Genomic DNA, 18,563 nt, shown 5'->3' with positions numbered 1-18,563 from the left:
CGATGTACGCGGCATTTTTTGCCGCGCCTGGCCCTGAATTAGTCACAACGGACCCACTCACATGGAAGCTGCCCTCCTTGGCGCAATCCTGTGCTGCCTTGCCCTTGGCTATGCGCTCGGGTCTATCCCGTTCGGCCTATTGCTCACGCGCGCCGCCGGCCTCGGTGATGTCCGCGCCATCGGCTCTGGAAACATCGGTGCGACCAACGTTCTCCGCACCGGCAACAAGGGCCTCGCCGCGGCAACGCTAATCCTGGATGTACTCAAAGGCACCGCAGCAACCTTGCTCGGTGCCTACCTCCTTCCGGCTCTCGTGCCGGCCAGTCCGATAACCGGAGCCCTCGCAGCAGGGATCGGCGCGTTCCTCGGTCACCTCTTTCCGGTCTGGCTTGGTTTCAAGGGCGGCAAGGGCGTCGCAACCTATATCGGTATTCTTGCAGGCATAGCGTGGAAGGCCGCCCTAGGCTTTTGCGCGTTATGGCTCATCGTCGCATTCGTTACGCGCTACTCATCGCTGTCCGCCCTGATCGCCGCGTGCGGAGCACCGTTGTTGATCTGGTGGCTTCTCGGCCCCATTCCTGCAATCGTATTCGCAGGCCTTTCAGCGTTGCTTATCGGAATGCATCACGCAAATATCCGTCGTCTGCTCGCGGGGGAGGAGCATAAGATCGGTGCCAGCAACAAAGCCCGATAGCAAGGCGGACCTTTTCACCGCCGCACCGTTGCCGGTCGCGCCGCTCGATGATCAGCAACGTCTCGCCTGCTTGCGCCTGATCCGTTCGGAGAACGTCGGCCCCGTTACGTTTCGCGAACTCATAAATCGCTATGGCGGCGCCACTCAGGCGTTGGACGCACTTCCCGAATTAGGCCGCCGAGGCGGCCGAGGTCGCGCAATTCGCCTCTGCGACAGCGCGACGGCCCAGCGTGAATTGGAACAGGCCCAAAAGGCAGGAGCCACTCCGATCTTTACGATCGAACCAGGCTATCCCCGCAATCTCGCCGCGCTCGATGTCCCGCCACCGCTCATTTACGTGAAGGGTCGAACGTCTCTCTTGCAGGAACCGTCCGTTGCCGTCGTTGGCCCGCGCCAAGCCTCGGCAGCCGGACGCAAGCTGGCACGCCTATTCGCAGCCGCACTCGGCGAAGCTGGTCTCGTCGTCGTATCCGGATTGGCACGCGGCATCGACGGCGTAGCGCACGAGACGGCACTCCCCACGGGCACCATCGCTGTCCTGGCCGGTGGCGTCGACAAGATCTATCCCCCGGAACACGACGAGCTTTACGCGCGGATCAGTGACACAGGCTGCATCGTGTCGGAGATGCCCTGCGGCTTCACACCGCGCGGCAGCGACTTCCCGCGCCGCAACCGGATCATCTCCGGCATGTCACTGGGCGTCCTTGTCGTCGAGGCCGCAAAACGATCTGGCACGCTACATACGGCACGCCGGGCCGCCGAACAGGGAAGAGAAGTATTTGCCATTCCCGGCCATCCGCTTGACCCGCGCGCCGAAGGCACCAACTACCTCTTGAAGGAAGGGGCAACTCTCGTAACCGAGCCGGCCGACATCATTTCCGCCCTTAAACCCCTCACGGCACAAGGCGATCGCACCTTTCGAGAGGTCGCCCCCGACACCACGACGCTCGAAGCGTTTGCTCCTGAACCACTACCCGAAATCGCAGAAAGCGATCGGGACCGTGTTCTTGCCGTACTGGGGCCCCACCCGGTCGAACTAGACGAAATCGCCCGCGCCACCCATCTATCGATACGCGCTATTCGAGCCATTCTGATTGAACTGGATCTGGCCGGTCGTATCGAACGACATGGGGCAGCACTGGTATCACGGATCAATGACTAAACATTCGCTGTGCATAAGGGGCACGCCAGCAGTAACGAAAGCGCAGCCCTCGTCGTGACCGTCTGCGCGTCCCGCGAGGAACCAAAGGTTCAACCACGGCGTGCAGCCTGACGCGAGTGACGCAATCTCTCTGCCAGCTCCCGGTGCCCTTCGCGCATAGCCATCTCTTCAAGAGCCAACAGAAGGTCCGCCATATATTCCAGGTAATACGGCGCGCTCGGCGTCCGTCTTCCAGTTTCCTGACCCGCAAATCTCTTATTATGAATTCGCAATCTACGTCTTGGCACCATACGGCCCCACATAAATTCCCTAAAAAATTGCACAAATAATACATCATGTAATCTTAGGTTGCAACAAGGGCAAGCGGACGGTGTTTGACACAACCAGTCTGATCCACCATGTTCCCGCCGCCTGTGCGATGAGCCGCGCAATGGTCACCGGCCCAATTGGTAGCAGTGCCAGGCGCTATTCTTGATTGCAGAAGACGCCTTAGAATTATACGCGCACCGTTATTCTCGCGTATTTCCAGCCCGGAACGGGAAACCCGAAAGTCGCCTATGAACGTCGTCATCGTCGAATCCGCCGCCAAGGCGAAGACCATCAACAAGTACCTTGGGCCCAAGTTCAAGGTAATCGCCTCGTTTGGCCACGTGCGCGACCTGCCCTCGAAAGATGGATCTGTCGACCCCGACGCTGACTTTGCGATGAACTGGGATATCGTCGACCCCAAGTCCAACAAGATCCTCAAAGAAATTACAGACGCCGTTAAGGGTGCCGACAAGCTGATCCTCGCAACCGACCCTGATCGCGAAGGCGAAGCGATCTCGTGGCACATCCTGCAAGTTCTCGAAAAGCGCCGCGCCTTGAAAAAGGACATGCATGTCGAGCGCGTGGCGTTCAACGCGGTCACGAAACAAGCCATCCAGCAAGCACTCGCGCAGCCGCGACAGATCGACGAGCCGCTTGTCTCAGCTTACCTCGCCCGCCGCGCCCTCGACTACCTGGTCGGCTTTACACTGTCTCCCGTGTTGTGGCGCAAACTCCCGGGCGCTCGCTCCGCCGGACGCGTTCAGTCCGTAGCATTGCGCCTGATCTGCAACCGGGAAGCCGAGATCGAAGCCTTTCGCAGCGACGAATATTGGACGATTGAAGCTGATCTTCTGACCGGCAAAAAGGAAGAATTCAGCGCACGTCTTGCGGCGATAAGCGGTACGACCCTTAAGAAACTCGACATCAAAGAAGAAGCGCAAGCTACAGCCATCAAGGCGGCCATCGAAGGTGGTCGCTTCAAGGTCGTATCCGTAGAAAAGAAGGCCACTCGCCGGAACCCCTACGCGCCCTTCACAACCTCAACACTGCAGATGGATGCGTCGCGTAAGCTCGGCTTTTCCGCCAAGCAAACAATGCAAATCGCGCAGCGCCTCTATGAAGGGGTCGATCTTGGCGAAGCTGGCCCCGTCGGCCTCATTACTTATATGCGAACCGATGGCGTCCAGATCGTCCCCGAAGCCGTCGCAACCATCCGGCGCGAAGTCGAGGGTGATTTCGGCAAGCGTTATCTCCCCCCATTTATTCGTGAATATAAATCCAAAGCGAAGAACGCCCAGGAAGCTCACGAAGCAATCCGTCCCACGGATGTCTCCCGCAAACCTGCGCGGGTCTCCCGCTATTTGGATAAGGACCAGGCACGCCTTTACGATCTTATCTGGAAGCGCGCCGTTGCCAGTCAGATGGCTTCAGCAGAACTGGAACAGACGGCCGCCCAGATCGAAGTAGCTGGCCGCGACGGCAAAACCTACACGCTTCGCGCCACGGGTTCTGTGATCGTCTTCGACGGCTTCCTCAAGCTCTATGAGGAAGGTCGGGACGAACGCCAGCATGCGACCAAGGGCAAAGATGATACGAGTGAGGAAGACGATACGGCCCGCTTGCCGGCTCTTGCCGAAGGCGATCCGCTGACCGACCGCAAGATCGACGCCAATCAGCACTTCACTCAGCCGCCACCGCGCTTCACCGAAGCAACGCTCGTCAAGCGCATGGAAGAACTCGGCATCGGCCGCCCCTCGACCTATGCCTCGACCCTCGCCGTCCTGCAGGAACGCGACTACGTCACCACGGACAAGAAACGCCTCATCCCGCAAGACAAGGGCCGTCTCGTCACCGCGTTTCTTGAGAGCTTCTTCAAGCGTTACGTCGAGTATGATTTCACGGCCGACCTGGAAGAGAAGCTCGATCTCATTTCCGACGACAAGCTCGAATGGAAAGACGTCTTGCGCGATTTCTGGAAGGATTTTACTGGCGCCGTCAACGACATCAAGGACCTGCGCGTCTCCGAAGTCCTCGATGCGCTGAACGAAATTCTCGGCCCCCACGTGTTCCCGCCTCGTGAGGACGGCAGCGACCCACGTCAGTGTCCTGCGTGCGGCACTGGCCAATTGAGTCTCAAGATCTCCGGCAAGTATGGTGCCTTCATCGGTTGCGGCAACTATCCGGAATGCCGTTACACGCGGCAGCTGTCCCAGACAGACGATGGCGCTGGAGAAATGGCTCTGCCAGACGGCAAAGTCCTCGGTTTCGATCCGGAATCCGGTGACTCGATTTCTTTGCGCACGGGCCGTTTCGGACCCTACCTCCAGCTTGGCGAAGGCGCGGACGGTGAGAAACCCAAGCGGTCCAGCATCCCCAAAGGGGTCGACGCCGGCTCGATCGACCTTGAGCGTGCGATCCAGCTTCTATCTTTGCCACGTGAAGTTGGGCTCCATCCGGAAACCGGCAACCCGATTACGGCTGGGCTCGGACGCTATGGGCCGTTCGTGCTGCACGATGGAACCTACGCAAACCTGGAATCTATGGAGGACGTATTCTCCATCGGGCTCAACCGCGCCGTAACTTTGATCGCCGAAAAGCTTGCGGGAGGCGGAAAGGGTCGCTTCCAGCGCGCAAAACCTGCAGTCCTGAAAGAGCTCGGCGAACACCCGAGCGAAGGCGGCAAGGTCGAAGTGCTGTCGGGTCGCTACGGCCCTTACGTCAGCCACAACAAAATCAACGCCACCTTGCCCAAGGGCAAAGAACCTGAAAGCATTACGCTTGAAGAGGCTGTAACCCTACTAGCGGAAAAAGCCGCCAAGGGAGGCAAAGCCAAAAAGCCTGCCAAAGCGAAAGCCGCAAAGAAAACGGCAGACGCCCCGAAGAAAGCCGCAGCCAAAAAGCCCGCCGTCACGAAGAAACCAGCAACCGCAGCAAAGACCAAAGCCGCTGCGAAAAAGTCGAAGGCGCCGGCTAAAGCCAAATCTAAGAAAGCCGCGTCGACGGCAAGCGGCGACGCCTGAGCACTTGAGGAAACTGGGTGGCGCGCAAATCGCAGAAGTCTGACAAGAAGGCCTCACGCGGCAAGCCCGTGCGCCGTGGCTCCACCTTACCCGCGGGCCAGCTCCCCACGCGCGAAGAGATTTTGAAGTTCATCTCGGAAGCGCCTCAGAAAGTCGGCAAGCGCGAGATTTCGCGCGCCTTCGGGGTAAAGGGCGGCGCGCGTATTGAACTAAAACGGCTGCTTGAAGAAATGGCTCAGGAGGGGCTCATCTCAGGCAATCGTAAGGAACTCCGTCGTAAAGGCGGCCTGCCCCCCGTCACTGTTCTGGAAGTGACCGGTCGTGACGACGCCGGCGATCTCATCGCCCGTCCCACCGTCTGGAACGACGAAGACGGCCCGCGCCCCGATGTCTTGATCCTCACGCATGTCGAACGGGACAAGCAAACCGCCACGGAGCTTTCGATCGGCGACCGCGTCTTGGCGCGCATCAACCAATTGGAAGAAGAAGACGTCGAAGGCTTCCGCTTCGAGGCCGTGCCTCTCAAGCGACTGGCCCGTGAAAAGCGACGATTGCTCGGCATTTTCCGAACCACCCATCGCGGCGGCACCATCCAACCGATCGACCGCAAAGCATTGCGCGAATGGCCGGTACAGCAGAGTGACATCGGAGACGCGTCCGATGGCGACCTGGTCCGGTTCGATCTCATCCGCAAAAACCGCTTTGCCAATCCGCAGGCCACAGTTCTTGAGAGCCTCGGCAATCCCGATGACCAACGACAGATCAGCTTGATCGCGGTTCACGCTCACGGATTGCCCGATGACTTTCCTGAAGGCGTACTGACGGAAGCGGAAGACCTCGCGCCTCCCGATCTCAACGGCCGCGTCGACCTGACGGACATTCCTCTGCTGACGATCGATCCGCCAGACGCGCGTGATCACGATGATGCCGTCCACGCGGTTCCGGATACCGATCCAAAGAATCCAGATGGATTCGTCGTCACCGTCGCTATCGCGGACGTGGCCCACTACATCCGTCCCGGCTCAAAACTCGATCGCGAAGCTCTCCTGCGCGGCAATTCGGTCTACTTCCCGGACCGCGTCGTACCGATGCTTCCGGAAAAAATCTCAAACGATCTATGCTCATTGCGCGAAGGCGAGGACCGTCCCTGTATCGCCGTACGCATGGTCTTCGACGCTCGTGGCGAAAAGAAAAGCCACACATTCATGCGTGCCATGATGCGGTCGGCAGCCAAGCTCTCATACCAGGAAGCTCAAGCGGCAATCGACGGCAAGCCTAGCGAAAAATGCGAGCCGTTGATGGAGACGGCGTTGAGACCCTTATGGGCAGCCTATGCCAAACTCTCAGCCGCAAGAGACCGCCGTGGTCCGCTCGAACTCGATTTGCCGGAACGAAAAATCCTCCTCGACCAACAGGGGCGAGTTGATCGCGTTGTTATACCGGAACGCCTGACCGCACACCGCCTCATCGAAGAGTTCATGATCCAGGCAAACGTAGCCGCGGCCCAAGCGCTGGAAGAAAAGCGCTCGCCCGTCGTCTACCGAATTCACGAACCACCCTCAAAGGAGAAACTCAAAGCGCTGCGCGATTTCCTCAACAGCCTCGATCTGAAGTTGCCGCCTGAATCAGGATTAAAGCCGGCAGCTTTCAATCGCATCCTTGAAAGCGCCAAAGAGCTTCCGGTCCCGGATCTCGTGAACGAAGTCATTCTGAGGTCCCAGTCTCAAGCTGAATACAATCCGCTCAATGCTGGACACTTTGGCCTGAATCTGGCGCGCTACGCACACTTCACGTCACCCATCCGCCGCTATGCGGACCTTCTCGTACACCGCGCGCTGATCACCGCATATCGGTTAGGGGCCGGCGGTTTCCCGGACGAAGAACCCACCAAACTCGCGGCGATAGCGAAACAGATATCCGAGGCAGAGCGCCGCGCAATGGCCGCCGAGCGCGAAACGATCGACCGATTGATCGCAGCTCATCTCGCCGACCGCATCGGCGCGACATTTCAAGCGCGCATCTCGGGTGTCACCCGATCCGGCCTGTTCGTGCGCTTGCGCGATACCGGAGCCGACGGCTTCGTTCCAGCGTCCAGCCTCGATGGAGAGTTCTTCCACCACGTCGAGGAAGTTCACGCGATGATAGGCCAGAGGTCGGGCCGCTCCTATAGCCTCGGCGATAATGTCGAAGTGAAGCTCGTCGAAGCGATTCCATCCGCCGGCGCATTACGCTTTGATATGATTTCCGAACCCAAAGAGACCCGTATTCGCCTCCCGAAGGGGTTCAAAGTTCGCCGCCAGCCGGGTCGCAACCGCCGATCACCCCGCCCGCGACGCTAAACACCACCTGGAAGCCCTTGTACCAGCCGCGTTAGCGTCCAAATGCGCATTGACCGGGCGGCTCTTCCTTGCCTACCCTATCGCAAATAAATCAACCTGCCGCACTAGGCTAGCCATGAGAGCAATGCCCAAATGACCGTGCACATCGCATCTAACGACATCGCACCGCTCCCAGAACGATCGGTCGTCCAGGCCATGCGCCGCGGTTTCTCGCAGGCATGCCCCGCCTGCGGCACGGGACGACAGTTCAAAAGCTATCTAAAAGTCGTGGATCAGTGCGACGCGTGTGGTGAGGAACTACACCATCAACGGGCGGATGATGCCCCGCCTTACTTCACGATGATCATCGTGGGCCACATCATAGGTGCCGCGGTGTTGATGGTTGAAGATCTCTATGCTCCGCCCGTCTGGGTGCATACAGTTCTCTGGGGCCCGTTGATCCTCGGAATGAGCCTATGGATGCTTCCGCGTATCAAGGGTGCCCTTATTGGCCTGCAATGGGCCTTCCGTATGCACGGCTTTGGTGGCACATCAGATGAGCCAGAGCCCGATCCAGCCGATGCAGTACACGCGCGTCAAAGCGTAGAGTGACATCGAATCCGTCTACAGTTCGCGTCAGTAGATACCCTGTCGATTAAACCACGACCGGCCGTCAGGCTCTACCCTGTAGGTGGCCGACGAGAACGCTCCGGCGCCAATCGGCGCCCCGGGGAACGCGCACCATGACGAACCCGTCAATCAATAACCCTGCACCGAGCAGTATGAGGCCCCGGGACGCGGCCACATTGATTGTCGTCGACCATACTGCTTCTCAGCCCCGCATTCTGATGGGGCGGCGTCACCCCAATCAGATCTTTCTGCCCGACAAATATGTCTTTCCCGGTGGTCGCAGCGAAATAGCGGATCGCGCCATCCCCAGCTCAAGCGAACTGCACGAACGTGAGATCGCCAAGCTGCTCTACGACATGAAAGGCAACCCGAGCCCTCACAGAGCACGCGCCCTGGCGATGGCAGCTCTGCGGGAAACCTATGAAGAAACGGGACTCCTAATCGGAACCAATGAAACGTCCACTGAAGACATTGCGCTCCCCTCAACGGCAGATCCCATATGGCAAGCATTCTTCGCCGAAGGTGTTCAGCCAAGCTTATCGGCATTAACCTTTCTAGCCCGAGCGATTACGCCTCCCGGACGTCCCCGGCGTTACGACACTCGTTTTTTCTGGGTTGACGCCGCTCGCATCGCCAAACAGTCCAGCCCGAAAGATGACGAATTGCGAGACCTCGGCTGGTTCACATTTGATGAACTCAGACAGCTCGACATACCCAACATAACCCGCGCCGTAGTCGAGGACCTCGCGGAACACCTAAGCGAAAACAACGACGCACGTGCGAATTGGGCGGTCCCCTACTACTACTTCAAATCCGGAACATTCGAGCGCATCCTCGTGCGCGGATCATCTTGATCCCGTCCAACAGACTACACGCCACCTTGACAGCACGTAACGCCCGAGTATGGTGCCGGGCTCATTCCAACACTCGCGAACCGCTTGGCAGGTGCAGCCCGGCGTCGACGCGCCCAAGCATCAGGCTCCCCGATTATGGCAAAACCCGTCGTTCAAAAAATTAAGCTCCTGTCGACCGCGGGAACCGGCTTCTTCTACGTAACCAAGAAGAACCCGCGTAACCTCACCGAAAAAATGGTCTTCAAGAAGTATGACCCCGTCGTGCGTAAGCATGTCGAGTTCAGAGAAACAAAGATCAAGTAAGCGTCGTTTGAGCCGGTAACTCAAACGTGAGCTGAAACCCTGCCCTAGCGCCGAACAGACCTTACCCTAGCGCTAAGAAGTCGTTTCCAGCGAGTAGATTTAGGATTAGGCTGGACGCCCGGTCTGCAAAGATCGGTTGAGAGCACCGGTCGTCACTGGCTACCAAAAAGCGATTTGTTAGGGGCTGAAGCCCGATATCAGATCGGCTGGGATCAGCGAGAGACGGTAGGAGCCAGGGTCCGCGACTGCTCGGCAGCGGGGTAAGATCCCGAGTTGATCACGAACCCTGGCCTGCTAACCAAGCTGGCGCCAAAGAGGGCGTCGGCACCTGCTTGGTATCGTAGTCGCCGGCCGCGGCCAACGAGGAGGCCACTCCAGCCGTGACGACGACCACTTTTCCCTCGCGTCACGGGAGATGCGGCGGCCCCGATACCGCGAGAGCTCAAATCACCGCTCGATATCGAGGCAGATGTTCAGACATCCCCACTTCGATGTTCAAAAAACGGTGAAAAAATATTGCTTCCCTAAGTCCCACGGCAATCTGACAGAACATTGTATACATTGCAAGTTAATGCTTGACAGTGGCCGTGTGCAGCTCCCCCTATCTGGCCAACCAATTCCGTCGGCATTTGGGCGACATCGGAAAATCCACCACGCAAAAATTCATCTGTCATCTGCCAAAACTTGGCAGAAACTATCTAGCACCGTTCCTAACGACATTATTGGAGATAGGAGAAAAGGGTTAAGCCGCTGTAGATGCTATACGATTTCGGCCCCGGCGCTTGGCGGCATACAAGGCGTTATCGGCCCGTTTCAGAATACTTTCCGGAGTATCATTTTCCCCTTCCAGGGTCGCAATTCCGACGCTGGAGGTAACCCGAATTCGCGTCCCCTGCGGCGTTTGAAAGGCTTCAGAGGCGATTCGCGTACGTATACGCTCCCCGATCTGATAAGCGCCGGAAAGGGGAGTATCTGGCATAATAAGTAGAAATTCTTCCCCACCCATCCGGCAAGCGAGGTCCGCGCCTCGCGTATTACGCCGTAGTCGCTCAGCGACGCTTTTCAGAACGAAATCGCCAACGTCATGCCCATAGGTGTCGTTTACGGCCTTGAAGTGATCGATATCGGTAATGAGAACCGAAAGTTCACGTCCCGTCCGCACGGCATCACACACCAGCGTAGCGAGATGGATTTCCATATAGCGCCGGTTATGCAATCCGGTCAGACCATCGGTGACAGCGAGCTCAAAGCTCTCCTCAATCTGGTCGCGCAAAAAATCACTATGCCGCTTGCGCTTAATTTGCGTCATCACGCGCGCAAGCAGCTCATGCTCTTCAACTGGGCGCATCAGATAATCATTGACGCCCATATCGAGCCCACGAAGTAGCCTGGCGTCACCACCATCTTCCAGTAGAATAATTATGGGCACGTGCCGTGTGCGCTCGAATGAACGAAGCTGCGAACAAAGCCGCAACCCATCCGAACCTTGCAGGCTAAGACTGACCACCACGACGTCGAAGTCTTCGGCCCCAAGCCGAAGCAAAGCCGATTGCGGAAAGCGCTCCGTGGTGACCTCATGCAGTGGTTGCAGCGCCTCTGTCATGCGATGCCCCGAGCGCTCATGATCCTCCACCAAGAGGATACGGCCGCCGTCGTTTGAAAGAACACGCTGAAGGGCGGCGTGCTCAGTTGCGCCAAGCCGTCGCCCCGTCGTAACGCGCATCATCATTTCATCGTTGAGGGTCTTAAGCCGTGCTAGGTTCTTGACACGGGTAATCAGCGCGATGTCATCGACTGGCTTGGTCAGAAAATCATCCGCGCCACACTCAAGCCCGATCAATCGGTCTGACGGCTGGTCAAGAGCCGTTACCATGACAACCGGAATATGATGCGTCTTGGGATCAGTTTTAAGACGGCGACAAACCTCGAACCCATCGAGACCTGGCATCATGACGTCGAGCAATATGACGTCGATCCGCTCACGCTCGCACAAGTCTAGGGCCTCTTGGCCGCTCGTCGCCGTGAGCACTTCAAAATACTCGGCACTTAGCCGCGCTTCGAGCAGCTTAACATTGGTAGCGATGTCATCTACGACTAGGACACGAGCTGTCATTGCGATATCCGCCTAGCGGCCGAACGCACGCACCGGCCCCATCAAGCGGCTCCGGCAAATTGGCGCACAGTATCGAGAAAACTCATCACGGAAATCGGCTTCGAAATATAAGCCTCACATCCTCCCGAACGAATCCGCTCTTCATCCCCCTTCATCGCAAACGCAGTAACGGCGACAACGGGAATGGAGTTGAGTTGCTCATCATCCTTGAGCCACCGCGTAACCTCAAGGCCGGACACTTCCGGGAGCTGAATGTCCATCAAAATCAAATCTGGCCGATGCTCGCGCGCCAACGCTAACGCATCGAGGCCGTTGCGCGTTTGAATCGTCAAATAGCCATGCGCATCAAGCAAATCGTGGAAGAGCTTCATATTCAGCTCATTGTCTTCCACGATAAGTACTTTCTTCGCCATTGGGAGCCCCTTCTGAGTCCGTTGGTCGCCCTCGACGTACATCAGCGTTTCCTGATAAGCCATAACCCAATGTTTGGCGAATGAGCCCCGTTTTGCACCGATTCGACGGAGCTGATCGGCTGGTCAGAGTGCCCCACCAGCAGTAACCAACAGTTTAAGACAGCTAGCGCTCCATAAAATGAGTTAAGGCAAGGTAACCCGCCATGGCGAAATCCCCTCAACCACCCTCGCATGAGGAAGCTGAGACCTTAGCAATCAACGCCTTACGCTTCTTGGCTGACGATCCCACACGCCTCGGCCGGTTTCTGGCGCTCACTGGCCTCGGCCCGGCCGACCTGAAAGCAACCGCCGGGCAACCTCATTTGCTTGCCGCAGTTTTAGACCATCTGATGCGTGACGAATCGCTCTTATTGGTCTTTGCCGCTGACAACCGCATCCCCCCTGAACGCATCGCTGAAGCCCATCGCCATCTCGCCGACCACTGAAAGGCGCGAGACCATGCCGCCCGTTGCCCCAGCCCAGAACATGCGGATTGGAATCGATCTTGGCGGCACCAAGATCGAAGGGCTGCTATTGGATTGCAAGGGTGTGGAGCTAGCCCGCCGACGCATTGCGGCCCCCAACCATAACTATCAGGCAACATTAGATACTGTAGCGGATCTCGTAGACCTGTTGCGCTCCAACGTCACGCACGCGACCGAAACCGTTACCGTTGGCGTCGGAATGCCCGGGTCAATCTCGCCAACCACGGACGTTGTCCAGAATGCAAATTCGACATGGCTCAATGGGCAGCCCTTCCACAAAGATCTCGCCGCAACTCTGGATCTGCCGCTCCGAACAGCGAATGACGCCAATTGCTTCGCCCTTTCCGAGGCGATTGACGGAGCAGCCACGAATGCAGCGTGCGTATTCGGCGTCATCCTGGGCACTGGGGTCGGCGGTGGGTTGATCCACCGCGGCTCGATCCTCGACGGCCCACGCGCCACCGGCGGTGAATGGGGACACAATCCCCTCCCCTGGCCCAACGCCAGCGAGTATCCCGGACCTGAATGCTGGTGCGGCCGTCGCGGTTGTCTGGAAACTTGGGCTTCCGGACCAGGCATGGCTGCCGATCATCAACGCGTAACGGGCGAAAGTTTAACGGCTAAAGAAATCGCAACGCGCGCCGGCGTCGGTGAACTGGCGGCGACCGCGACGTTAGAGCGTCACGCGTCACGGCTCGCGCGCGGCCTTGCCCACGTCGCAAACATTATCGACCCTGATGTCGTCGTCTTAGGCGGCGGCCTATCCCAAATGAAGCACCTATACGACGTTCTACCTAACCTGATAGCAGGACATCTCTTCGCCGATACCACCACCATCGAGATCCGGCCGCCGAAATGGGGCGACGCGAGCGGAGCCCGCGGCGCAGCATGGCTATGGGATTTAGAAAAAGAGAAGAACCGCTAACGTCAGCGCCCCTTTTGGCCCTCGCACTTCGTCTTCTCGAGCAACGTCACGTCCGTGAGCGCACCCTCTACAGCGAAATCACCGTAGTCGATAAACAATTTTGTCGAGATTCCATTGTCGTACAGTCGAAACGACAGCTCATAGCTCGGCACCGAATCCTGCTGCGTTTCCTGCGGGTCGAAATAACTGATCGCCATAGGCCATACCGGACGACCTTTGAGGTCGACCTTAGCTTGAACTCCTAAAGGCACCCCTTCGAGGCGCTCGGCCGTCGCAACCTCATGGCCAATGAAAGCATTGGTGAGATAAACTTTCTCGCCCTTCTCCGAACCATCATAGAGTTCGGCCATCAATACATCTTCCCCACGTTTTGCTGCCGCAATGAGAGCCAGAGAATGCTGCATGGGAAACATCACGTCGCCGCTGATCTCAAGGCCCTTGTGCCCCGGCTTCGTCAATTGAACCTTAACCGTGTCACCTGACTTCCCACGGTCCGCATTCCCCTGCGTCGTTTCCTCAAGGTGATCGTTCCGGTACTGGCTCGTGGTGAAGCGTAGCTTCTTGCCTTCCGCCTGCTCCCAGCTCGACGTTCTAAGATCGTTGATCTGCGCTTCCCCGTCACGGCCGGTTATCCGCGTAACGAAACGCATTTTCTGCGTGTAACCGGCGCAATCACTTCCGACCAGTTCGTAAACCATTCGCCCCGACATCTCGCTGATACCGGACCCCGGCGACGCACGCGCAAGCGAAATGTCATAAACGGCGCGATGCGGCACGAACTGCACAGCACCCGCGACCGCCGCAATCGGCATAGAACCGGAAAATGCAAAGGTGAGGACGCCAATCATCAGACCCGAATATCGGAGCGCTGCCATCCATCCTCCTGACAAGTGGAGCCAAACCAGTCTCTAGCCCCCACATGACACTACTCACGCTTTCCACGCTTGCAAAGAGCCCCTCGCCGTAACCTTATTGTCCGTGTTACAGAAATTCCGAAATTTCATAGAACCCGGATCGGTGGCAGGAACTTGTCGCCGAAAGGTAGATTTACGTTTTGAAAGGATCAGCAGCTATGAGCGATGATGTTAAATCCCGCCTCAAGGCAAAGGGTCTCACCCTCCCGTCCGCTCCTGCAGCCGTCGCCAATTACGTCCCTTATTGTGTGGTCGGCGACTTGTTGTACATCTCAGGGCAGATTTCCAAAGCCGCAGACGGGTCGCTCATCGCAGGCAAACTTGGCGCTGATCTCACCGTTGAACAGGGTATGGAAGCCGCGGCTGCTTGCGCTCTCAATATTCTGGCGCAAACCAATGCCGCAGTTGGCGACCTAAACCGTATTGCTCAACTCGTACGGATCACCGGTTACGTCAACGCAACACCGGATTTCACTGACCACCCACGCGTCGTAAATGGTGCCTCGGACCTTTTTGTGGAATTGCTCGGCGATGCCGGCCGCCACACGCGCGCCGCCGTAGGCGTCTCCAGCCTGCCGGCAAACTGCGCTGTCGAAATCGACGCAATTGTTCGCATCAAGGACTGATACATGGACAAAATTGGATCTGTATCGGTGTCGTGGTGCGAAAGGCAGAAACGCATATGAGCAGCTTCGACCGCGAGAAATTTCTTATCCCAATCGCGCATCGCGGCTTGCATGACGAGCGCCAGGGCCGCATCGAGAATACGGCGCCGTCGTTTCTAGCGGCGATCCAACATGGCTTCGGTATCGAATGCGATATTCGTCCAGCCGCCCTAAGCCGACCGGTGGTATTTCACGATCCGACCACAGAACGACTTCTGGACGAAACGCGCACAGTCGCAGATCTCACCCAAGACGATCTTGCAAGGCTGCGCTACCGAGACGGGAAGTCTGCGATACTCACCTTCGACGAATTTCTCCAACTCGTCGAAGGGCGCGTTCCGCTTCTTGTTGAGATCAAATCCGAATGGAGTGCGCCTGACGCGGTGTTTCTCAAGGAGGTCATCCGCCTCATACGGGCTTATTCTGGCCCATTAGCGCTTATGTCTTTTGACCCAGCCATTCTAAGCTTTGTCCGAGCTCTTGAGCCCACCATTCCCCGCGGCATGATTGCCGCCGCGACAGGCCCGGAAGATCCCCTGGCGCGAATAGTCGGCGCAGAACGCGCATCGGACCTTTCCAACCTCTTGGAATCTGGCCCGCCCGCACCCGACTGTTACGCCTACCGCGTGTGCGATCTCCCCACCCCCGTGACACGTTATGCAAGAGAGGTTCACGGCCGCCCGTTCTTTGCCTGGACGGTCCGTTCCCCCGAAGATTTCAGGACTGCAGCGCGTTGGGCTGACGCCCCAATTTTTGAAGGGCTTTTGCCTCCGGAAAGAACGCCTTAGTAAACTCCGCGCGCCCGTCTTGCCTGACGGATCGAGTTGGCCATCGAGCGATTGCGCCGCTGCTGATAGCTGCGCGCGCTTTTGCGCTCGGGCGTCTTATGTGTTGACACACGCCCCCGTGAAGTCGCCGGACGATCCGCAACAGAAAGTTTTGCGTCCACATCCTGCCCGCCCTTTTCCGTCCGCAAACTGATCTGGACGAGCTCAGGCGAAGCCGCACGGATCACGAACTCTGAAGTCGGATCCCGCAACCTTGTTGCAGATCCGATAGGCTGAAGCTTTAGGAGAGCATTCGAACCCGCCCTGATCGGAAGAAGTTCGGGCAATTCGGCCTGCATCAGCGGCTGCTTCTTTTCGTAGTTCTTCACAACCGCCACCGGCTCGATCTCTATGGGGCGAGGACCACCCAACGCCTGACGGCCCTCAAAGTCAGGACGTCGCGCGATCGAACCCGTCACAAGGTCCATCATAGGCCGCGATGCCGTCTGTCTTACGGCCTCCTGCACAATAACGACCACTGGCCCGGCTATGGACGCGGTTTTGACATCGCGAACAATATCCACACCCGTCGTACGGGCGCTCTCAGCAACCCGCGCAGCCGGAAGATCCGGATCAGGACGCCTAACAGGCAACCATTGGGCTGTCAGGATATCTTGTGACCGCAGCACTCTTTCCGGAAGCGGCACGGATGCCAAGAGTCTGACACCGCGCTCTGGCAGCGGAATTATCTTACGCGATATACTGCGCACGATTTTCGGAGACGACGTCAATGCTACAGCCGTCTGAGGCGACGCGACTTCAAGCGCCGTAGGCGGGCGGCCATCGATAAAACCAACGGGCGTTTCAAGCGTCCCATCGGGATTAGACCGGCGGCTATCAACCCAGGTAAAAGGCAGCAAGGGCGTGAAGACCCGGCCGCTGACCGACCCTGCAGATACCGCAAACGTTGCGAGATATCCCCATGTGCTGAGCGCGACCATCGCACACGAAATCAGCACCAGCCCCACTTGCATAACTCACACTCCCTAGATGCTAGGGCCGCCTCCATCTCGTGACTACCGCCCAGCCGCACGAAAAGATGACCATCACGAAAGCTTGCCCGAACCCCGGCGCATGCGCAATGATGTTGGTCGGCCTTTCCCCGGCAATGAAGCATTTGCCCCCAGGCGGCTTTCATGCCCTTGAAAATCTAGGCCTGCGAGAAACCAGAAAATCCTCGATCATGGACCAATCTCCAACAGTCAAGATCGTCGTCCACCCGTCGATCGCTGAAATCAGCCCAGACGATTGGGACGCTTGCGCCAATCCCATCGCTGATCGCTTCAATCCGTTTGTCAGCCACGCCTTTCTCCATATTCTGGAAGAAGCCGGATGCGTTGGACGGGCAGCGGGTTGGATACCGCAGCATCTCGTTCTCACGGGAAGCGAAGGAACTGTCGACGGCGTCATGCCCTGCTATGTCAAAACCAATAGCCGTGGCGAATACGTTTTCGATTATGCATTCGCTGACGCCTATCAACGCGCTGGTGGAGCGTACTACCCGAAGCTTCAGTGCGCAGTCCCCTTTACACCGGTCCCTGGCCCACGCGTCATGGCGCGTCCCGGACCAGATGCCGAAGACAATGAGCGGATACTGACCCGAGCGGCGATGCAGCTGGCCCAGCGTCTGGAGCTCTCCTCACTTCACATCACCTTCCTGGAGGCCGATGCATGGAAACGGCTTGGAGACGCAGGGCTGCTGCAGCGAACCGACCAGCAATTCCATTTCGCCAATGACGGCTACGAAACGTTCGACGATTTTCTAGCATGTCTGGCATCCCGCAAACGCAAGGCAATCCGCAAAGAACGGGCGACCGCACTCGAGAGTGGCATCACCATTGAACATCTCAGTGGCGGCGACATTAGCGAAGCCCACTGGGATGCCTTCTACGCGTTCTACACAGACACCGGCGATCGCAAATGGGGAAACCCGTACCTCAATCGGCGCTTCTTCTCTCTTCTCGGAGAACGCCTCGGTGATCATTGTTTGCTGGTCATGGCCAAACGAAACGACCGCTATATCGCCGGCGCGCTCAACCTTATCGGCGGGGACTGCCTCTACGGCCGCTACTGGGGCACGATTGAACATCACCCCTTTCTGCATTTCGAAGTCTGCTACTATCAGGCCATCGAATACGCGATTACGCACAGCCTTAAGCGTGTTGAAGCCGGCGCACAAGGCGACCACAAGTTGGCGCGCGGTTACCTTCCAACCACCACATACTCATTGCACTGGTTCGCTGATCCTGGGCTCTCCGCAGCAGTTGAGCGCTATCTGATTAGCGAACGCCGCGAAGTTGCAAAGATCGGTACGGCTCTATCCAAATACGCACCCTTCAAGAAAACGGCGTGCGAAGACGAACCCCATTGACCGGGGCGGCCCTGCGCCTTAGCTCTGCAAGGAAATATTGAGGAGGAAGCGCATGAGCAACGGTGCTTACGACGACAACAACATTTTCGCGAAGATCCTGCGCGGCGAAATCCCATCTCATAAGGTCTTCGAAGATGAAGTCGCCGTGGCCTTCATGGACGTCATGCCTCAGGGCACCGGACATACGCTCGTCCTACCCAAAGCCGCCTCACGCAACCTTCTCGACGCCGACGAAGAAACCCTCACGGCTTTAATGCCGCGCGTCCAGAAAATCGCGCGTGCCGTGCAGAAAGCCTTCAATGCCGAAGGCGTCACCATCATGCAGTTCAACGAAGGTGCCGGTGGCCAGACCGTGTTTCACCTCCACGTTCACGTCATCCCGCGCTTTGAAGGCGTTGCGCTCGCGCGCCATTCGGATCAAATGGAAAAGCCAGAAGTTCTCGCAGAAAACGCCGAAAAAATTCGGGTGGCACTGCAAGGCCAATAGCTTTTGCGCAGGCCAGGCGAACGCGAAGGCTAAT

17 protein-coding genes are annotated in these 18,563 nt (G+C 57.9%); 13 read left to right on the top strand and 4 right to left on the bottom strand.

Translation table 11 applies throughout. The annotated features are described in order from the left end of the window. Positions 1–61 precede the first annotated feature (61 nt). The 7 genes from plsY (at position 62) to rpmG (ending at position 9,290) form a co-directional block, all read left to right on the top strand. On the top strand, positions 62–694 hold the full coding sequence (gene plsY / locus YBN1229_RS01615; protein WP_046475923.1) for a glycerol-3-phosphate 1-O-acyltransferase PlsY: 633 nt from the start codon (positions 62–64) through the stop codon (positions 692–694). Then, a complete protein-coding gene (gene dprA / locus YBN1229_RS01610) occupies positions 672–1,856 on the top strand; it encodes a DNA-processing protein DprA (RefSeq protein WP_197540872.1) in 1,185 nt (394 codons plus the stop codon). The genes plsY and dprA overlap by 23 nt, the downstream gene beginning before the upstream one ends. Before the next feature lie 557 nt (positions 1,857–2,413). Continuing rightward, the gene (topA, locus tag YBN1229_RS01605; RefSeq protein WP_046475920.1) at positions 2,414–5,185 is read left to right on the top strand and encodes a type I DNA topoisomerase; all 2,772 of its coding nucleotides are present in this window, start codon (positions 2,414–2,416) and stop codon (positions 5,183–5,185) included. A 17-nt stretch (positions 5,186–5,202) separates the two neighbouring features. After that, complete coding sequence (rnr, locus tag YBN1229_RS01600; protein WP_082100959.1) at positions 5,203–7,524, top strand: ribonuclease R; 2,322 nt, start codon at positions 5,203–5,205, stop codon at positions 7,522–7,524. Positions 7,525–7,656: 132 nt separating this feature from the next. Continuing rightward, positions 7,657–8,115 carry a DUF983 domain-containing protein gene (locus YBN1229_RS01595; protein WP_046475917.1) on the top strand — a complete coding sequence of 153 codons (459 nt, stop codon included), beginning with the start codon at positions 7,657–7,659 and terminating at the stop codon, positions 8,113–8,115. 131 nt (positions 8,116–8,246) lie between these two features. Continuing rightward, positions 8,247–8,987 carry an NUDIX hydrolase gene (locus tag YBN1229_RS01590; RefSeq protein WP_046475914.1) on the top strand — a complete coding sequence of 247 codons (741 nt, stop codon included), beginning with the start codon at positions 8,247–8,249 and terminating at the stop codon, positions 8,985–8,987. 135 nt (positions 8,988–9,122) lie between these two features. Beyond that, positions 9,123–9,290, top strand: coding sequence for a 50S ribosomal protein L33 (gene rpmG / locus YBN1229_RS01585; protein WP_046475911.1), 168 nt, complete (start codon positions 9,123–9,125; stop codon positions 9,288–9,290). A 742-nt stretch (positions 9,291–10,032) separates the two neighbouring features. On the opposite strand, the gene YBN1229_RS01580 is transcribed toward rpmG, so the two are convergent. Together YBN1229_RS01580 and YBN1229_RS01575 are read right to left on the bottom strand one after the other, a co-directional pair. Then, positions 10,033–11,403 carry a PleD family two-component system response regulator gene (locus YBN1229_RS01580; protein WP_046475907.1) on the bottom strand — a complete coding sequence of 457 codons (1,371 nt, stop codon included), beginning with the start codon at positions 11,401–11,403 and terminating at the stop codon, positions 10,033–10,035. Positions 11,404–11,444: 41 nt separating this feature from the next. Then, a complete protein-coding gene (locus YBN1229_RS01575; RefSeq protein WP_046479800.1) occupies positions 11,445–11,816 on the bottom strand; it encodes a response regulator in 372 nt (123 codons plus the stop codon). Positions 11,817–12,019: 203 nt separating this feature from the next. Between YBN1229_RS01575 and YBN1229_RS01570 the strand changes: the two genes are divergently transcribed. Then, the gene (locus YBN1229_RS01570; protein ID WP_046475903.1) at positions 12,020–12,301 is read left to right on the top strand and encodes a DUF3572 domain-containing protein; all 282 of its coding nucleotides are present in this window, start codon (positions 12,020–12,022) and stop codon (positions 12,299–12,301) included. Between the two features lie 13 nt (positions 12,302–12,314). Continuing rightward, positions 12,315–13,265: an ROK family protein gene (locus YBN1229_RS01565; RefSeq protein ID WP_244464979.1), complete on the top strand. Its 951-nt coding sequence runs from the start codon at positions 12,315–12,317 to the stop codon at positions 13,263–13,265. A gap of 2 nt (positions 13,266–13,267) precedes the next feature. On the opposite strand, the gene YBN1229_RS01560 is transcribed toward YBN1229_RS01565, so the two are convergent. Then, positions 13,268–14,140, bottom strand: coding sequence for a cell envelope integrity EipB family protein (locus tag YBN1229_RS01560; RefSeq protein WP_052743603.1), 873 nt, complete (start codon positions 14,138–14,140; stop codon positions 13,268–13,270). Positions 14,141–14,337: 197 nt separating this feature from the next. Here YBN1229_RS01560 and YBN1229_RS01555 point away from each other — a divergent pair, with 197 nt between their 5' ends. Then, positions 14,338–14,805, top strand: a complete 468-nt coding sequence (locus YBN1229_RS01555) for a RidA family protein (RefSeq protein WP_046475899.1) — start codon at positions 14,338–14,340, stop codon at positions 14,803–14,805. A 56-nt stretch (positions 14,806–14,861) separates the two neighbouring features. Next, complete coding sequence (locus tag YBN1229_RS01550; protein WP_046475895.1) at positions 14,862–15,632, top strand: glycerophosphodiester phosphodiesterase family protein; 771 nt, start codon at positions 14,862–14,864, stop codon at positions 15,630–15,632. Here the strand turns inward: YBN1229_RS01550 and YBN1229_RS01545 are convergent. After that, positions 15,629–16,645, bottom strand: coding sequence for a hypothetical protein (locus YBN1229_RS01545; RefSeq protein ID WP_046475892.1), 1,017 nt, complete (start codon positions 16,643–16,645; stop codon positions 15,629–15,631). The genes YBN1229_RS01550 and YBN1229_RS01545 overlap by 4 nt on opposite strands. Before the next feature lie 209 nt (positions 16,646–16,854). On the opposite strand from YBN1229_RS01545, the gene YBN1229_RS01540 reads away from it, so the two are divergent. Both YBN1229_RS01540 and YBN1229_RS01535 read left to right on the top strand, forming a co-directional pair. After that, positions 16,855–18,042 (top strand): GNAT family N-acetyltransferase, encoded by a 1,188-nt coding sequence (locus YBN1229_RS01540; RefSeq protein WP_046479797.1) that lies wholly within the window; start codon positions 16,855–16,857, stop codon positions 18,040–18,042. A 52-nt stretch (positions 18,043–18,094) separates the two neighbouring features. Then, positions 18,095–18,529 (top strand): HIT family protein, encoded by a 435-nt coding sequence (locus YBN1229_RS01535; RefSeq protein WP_046475889.1) that lies wholly within the window; start codon positions 18,095–18,097, stop codon positions 18,527–18,529. Positions 18,530–18,563: the final 34 nt, after the last annotated feature.

It is taken from the genome of Candidatus Filomicrobium marinum, assembly GCF_000981545.1.
Lineage (GTDB): Bacteria > Pseudomonadota > Alphaproteobacteria > Rhizobiales > Hyphomicrobiaceae > Filomicrobium > Filomicrobium insigne.
This window is presented reverse-complemented; position numbering and strand designations above follow the sequence as displayed.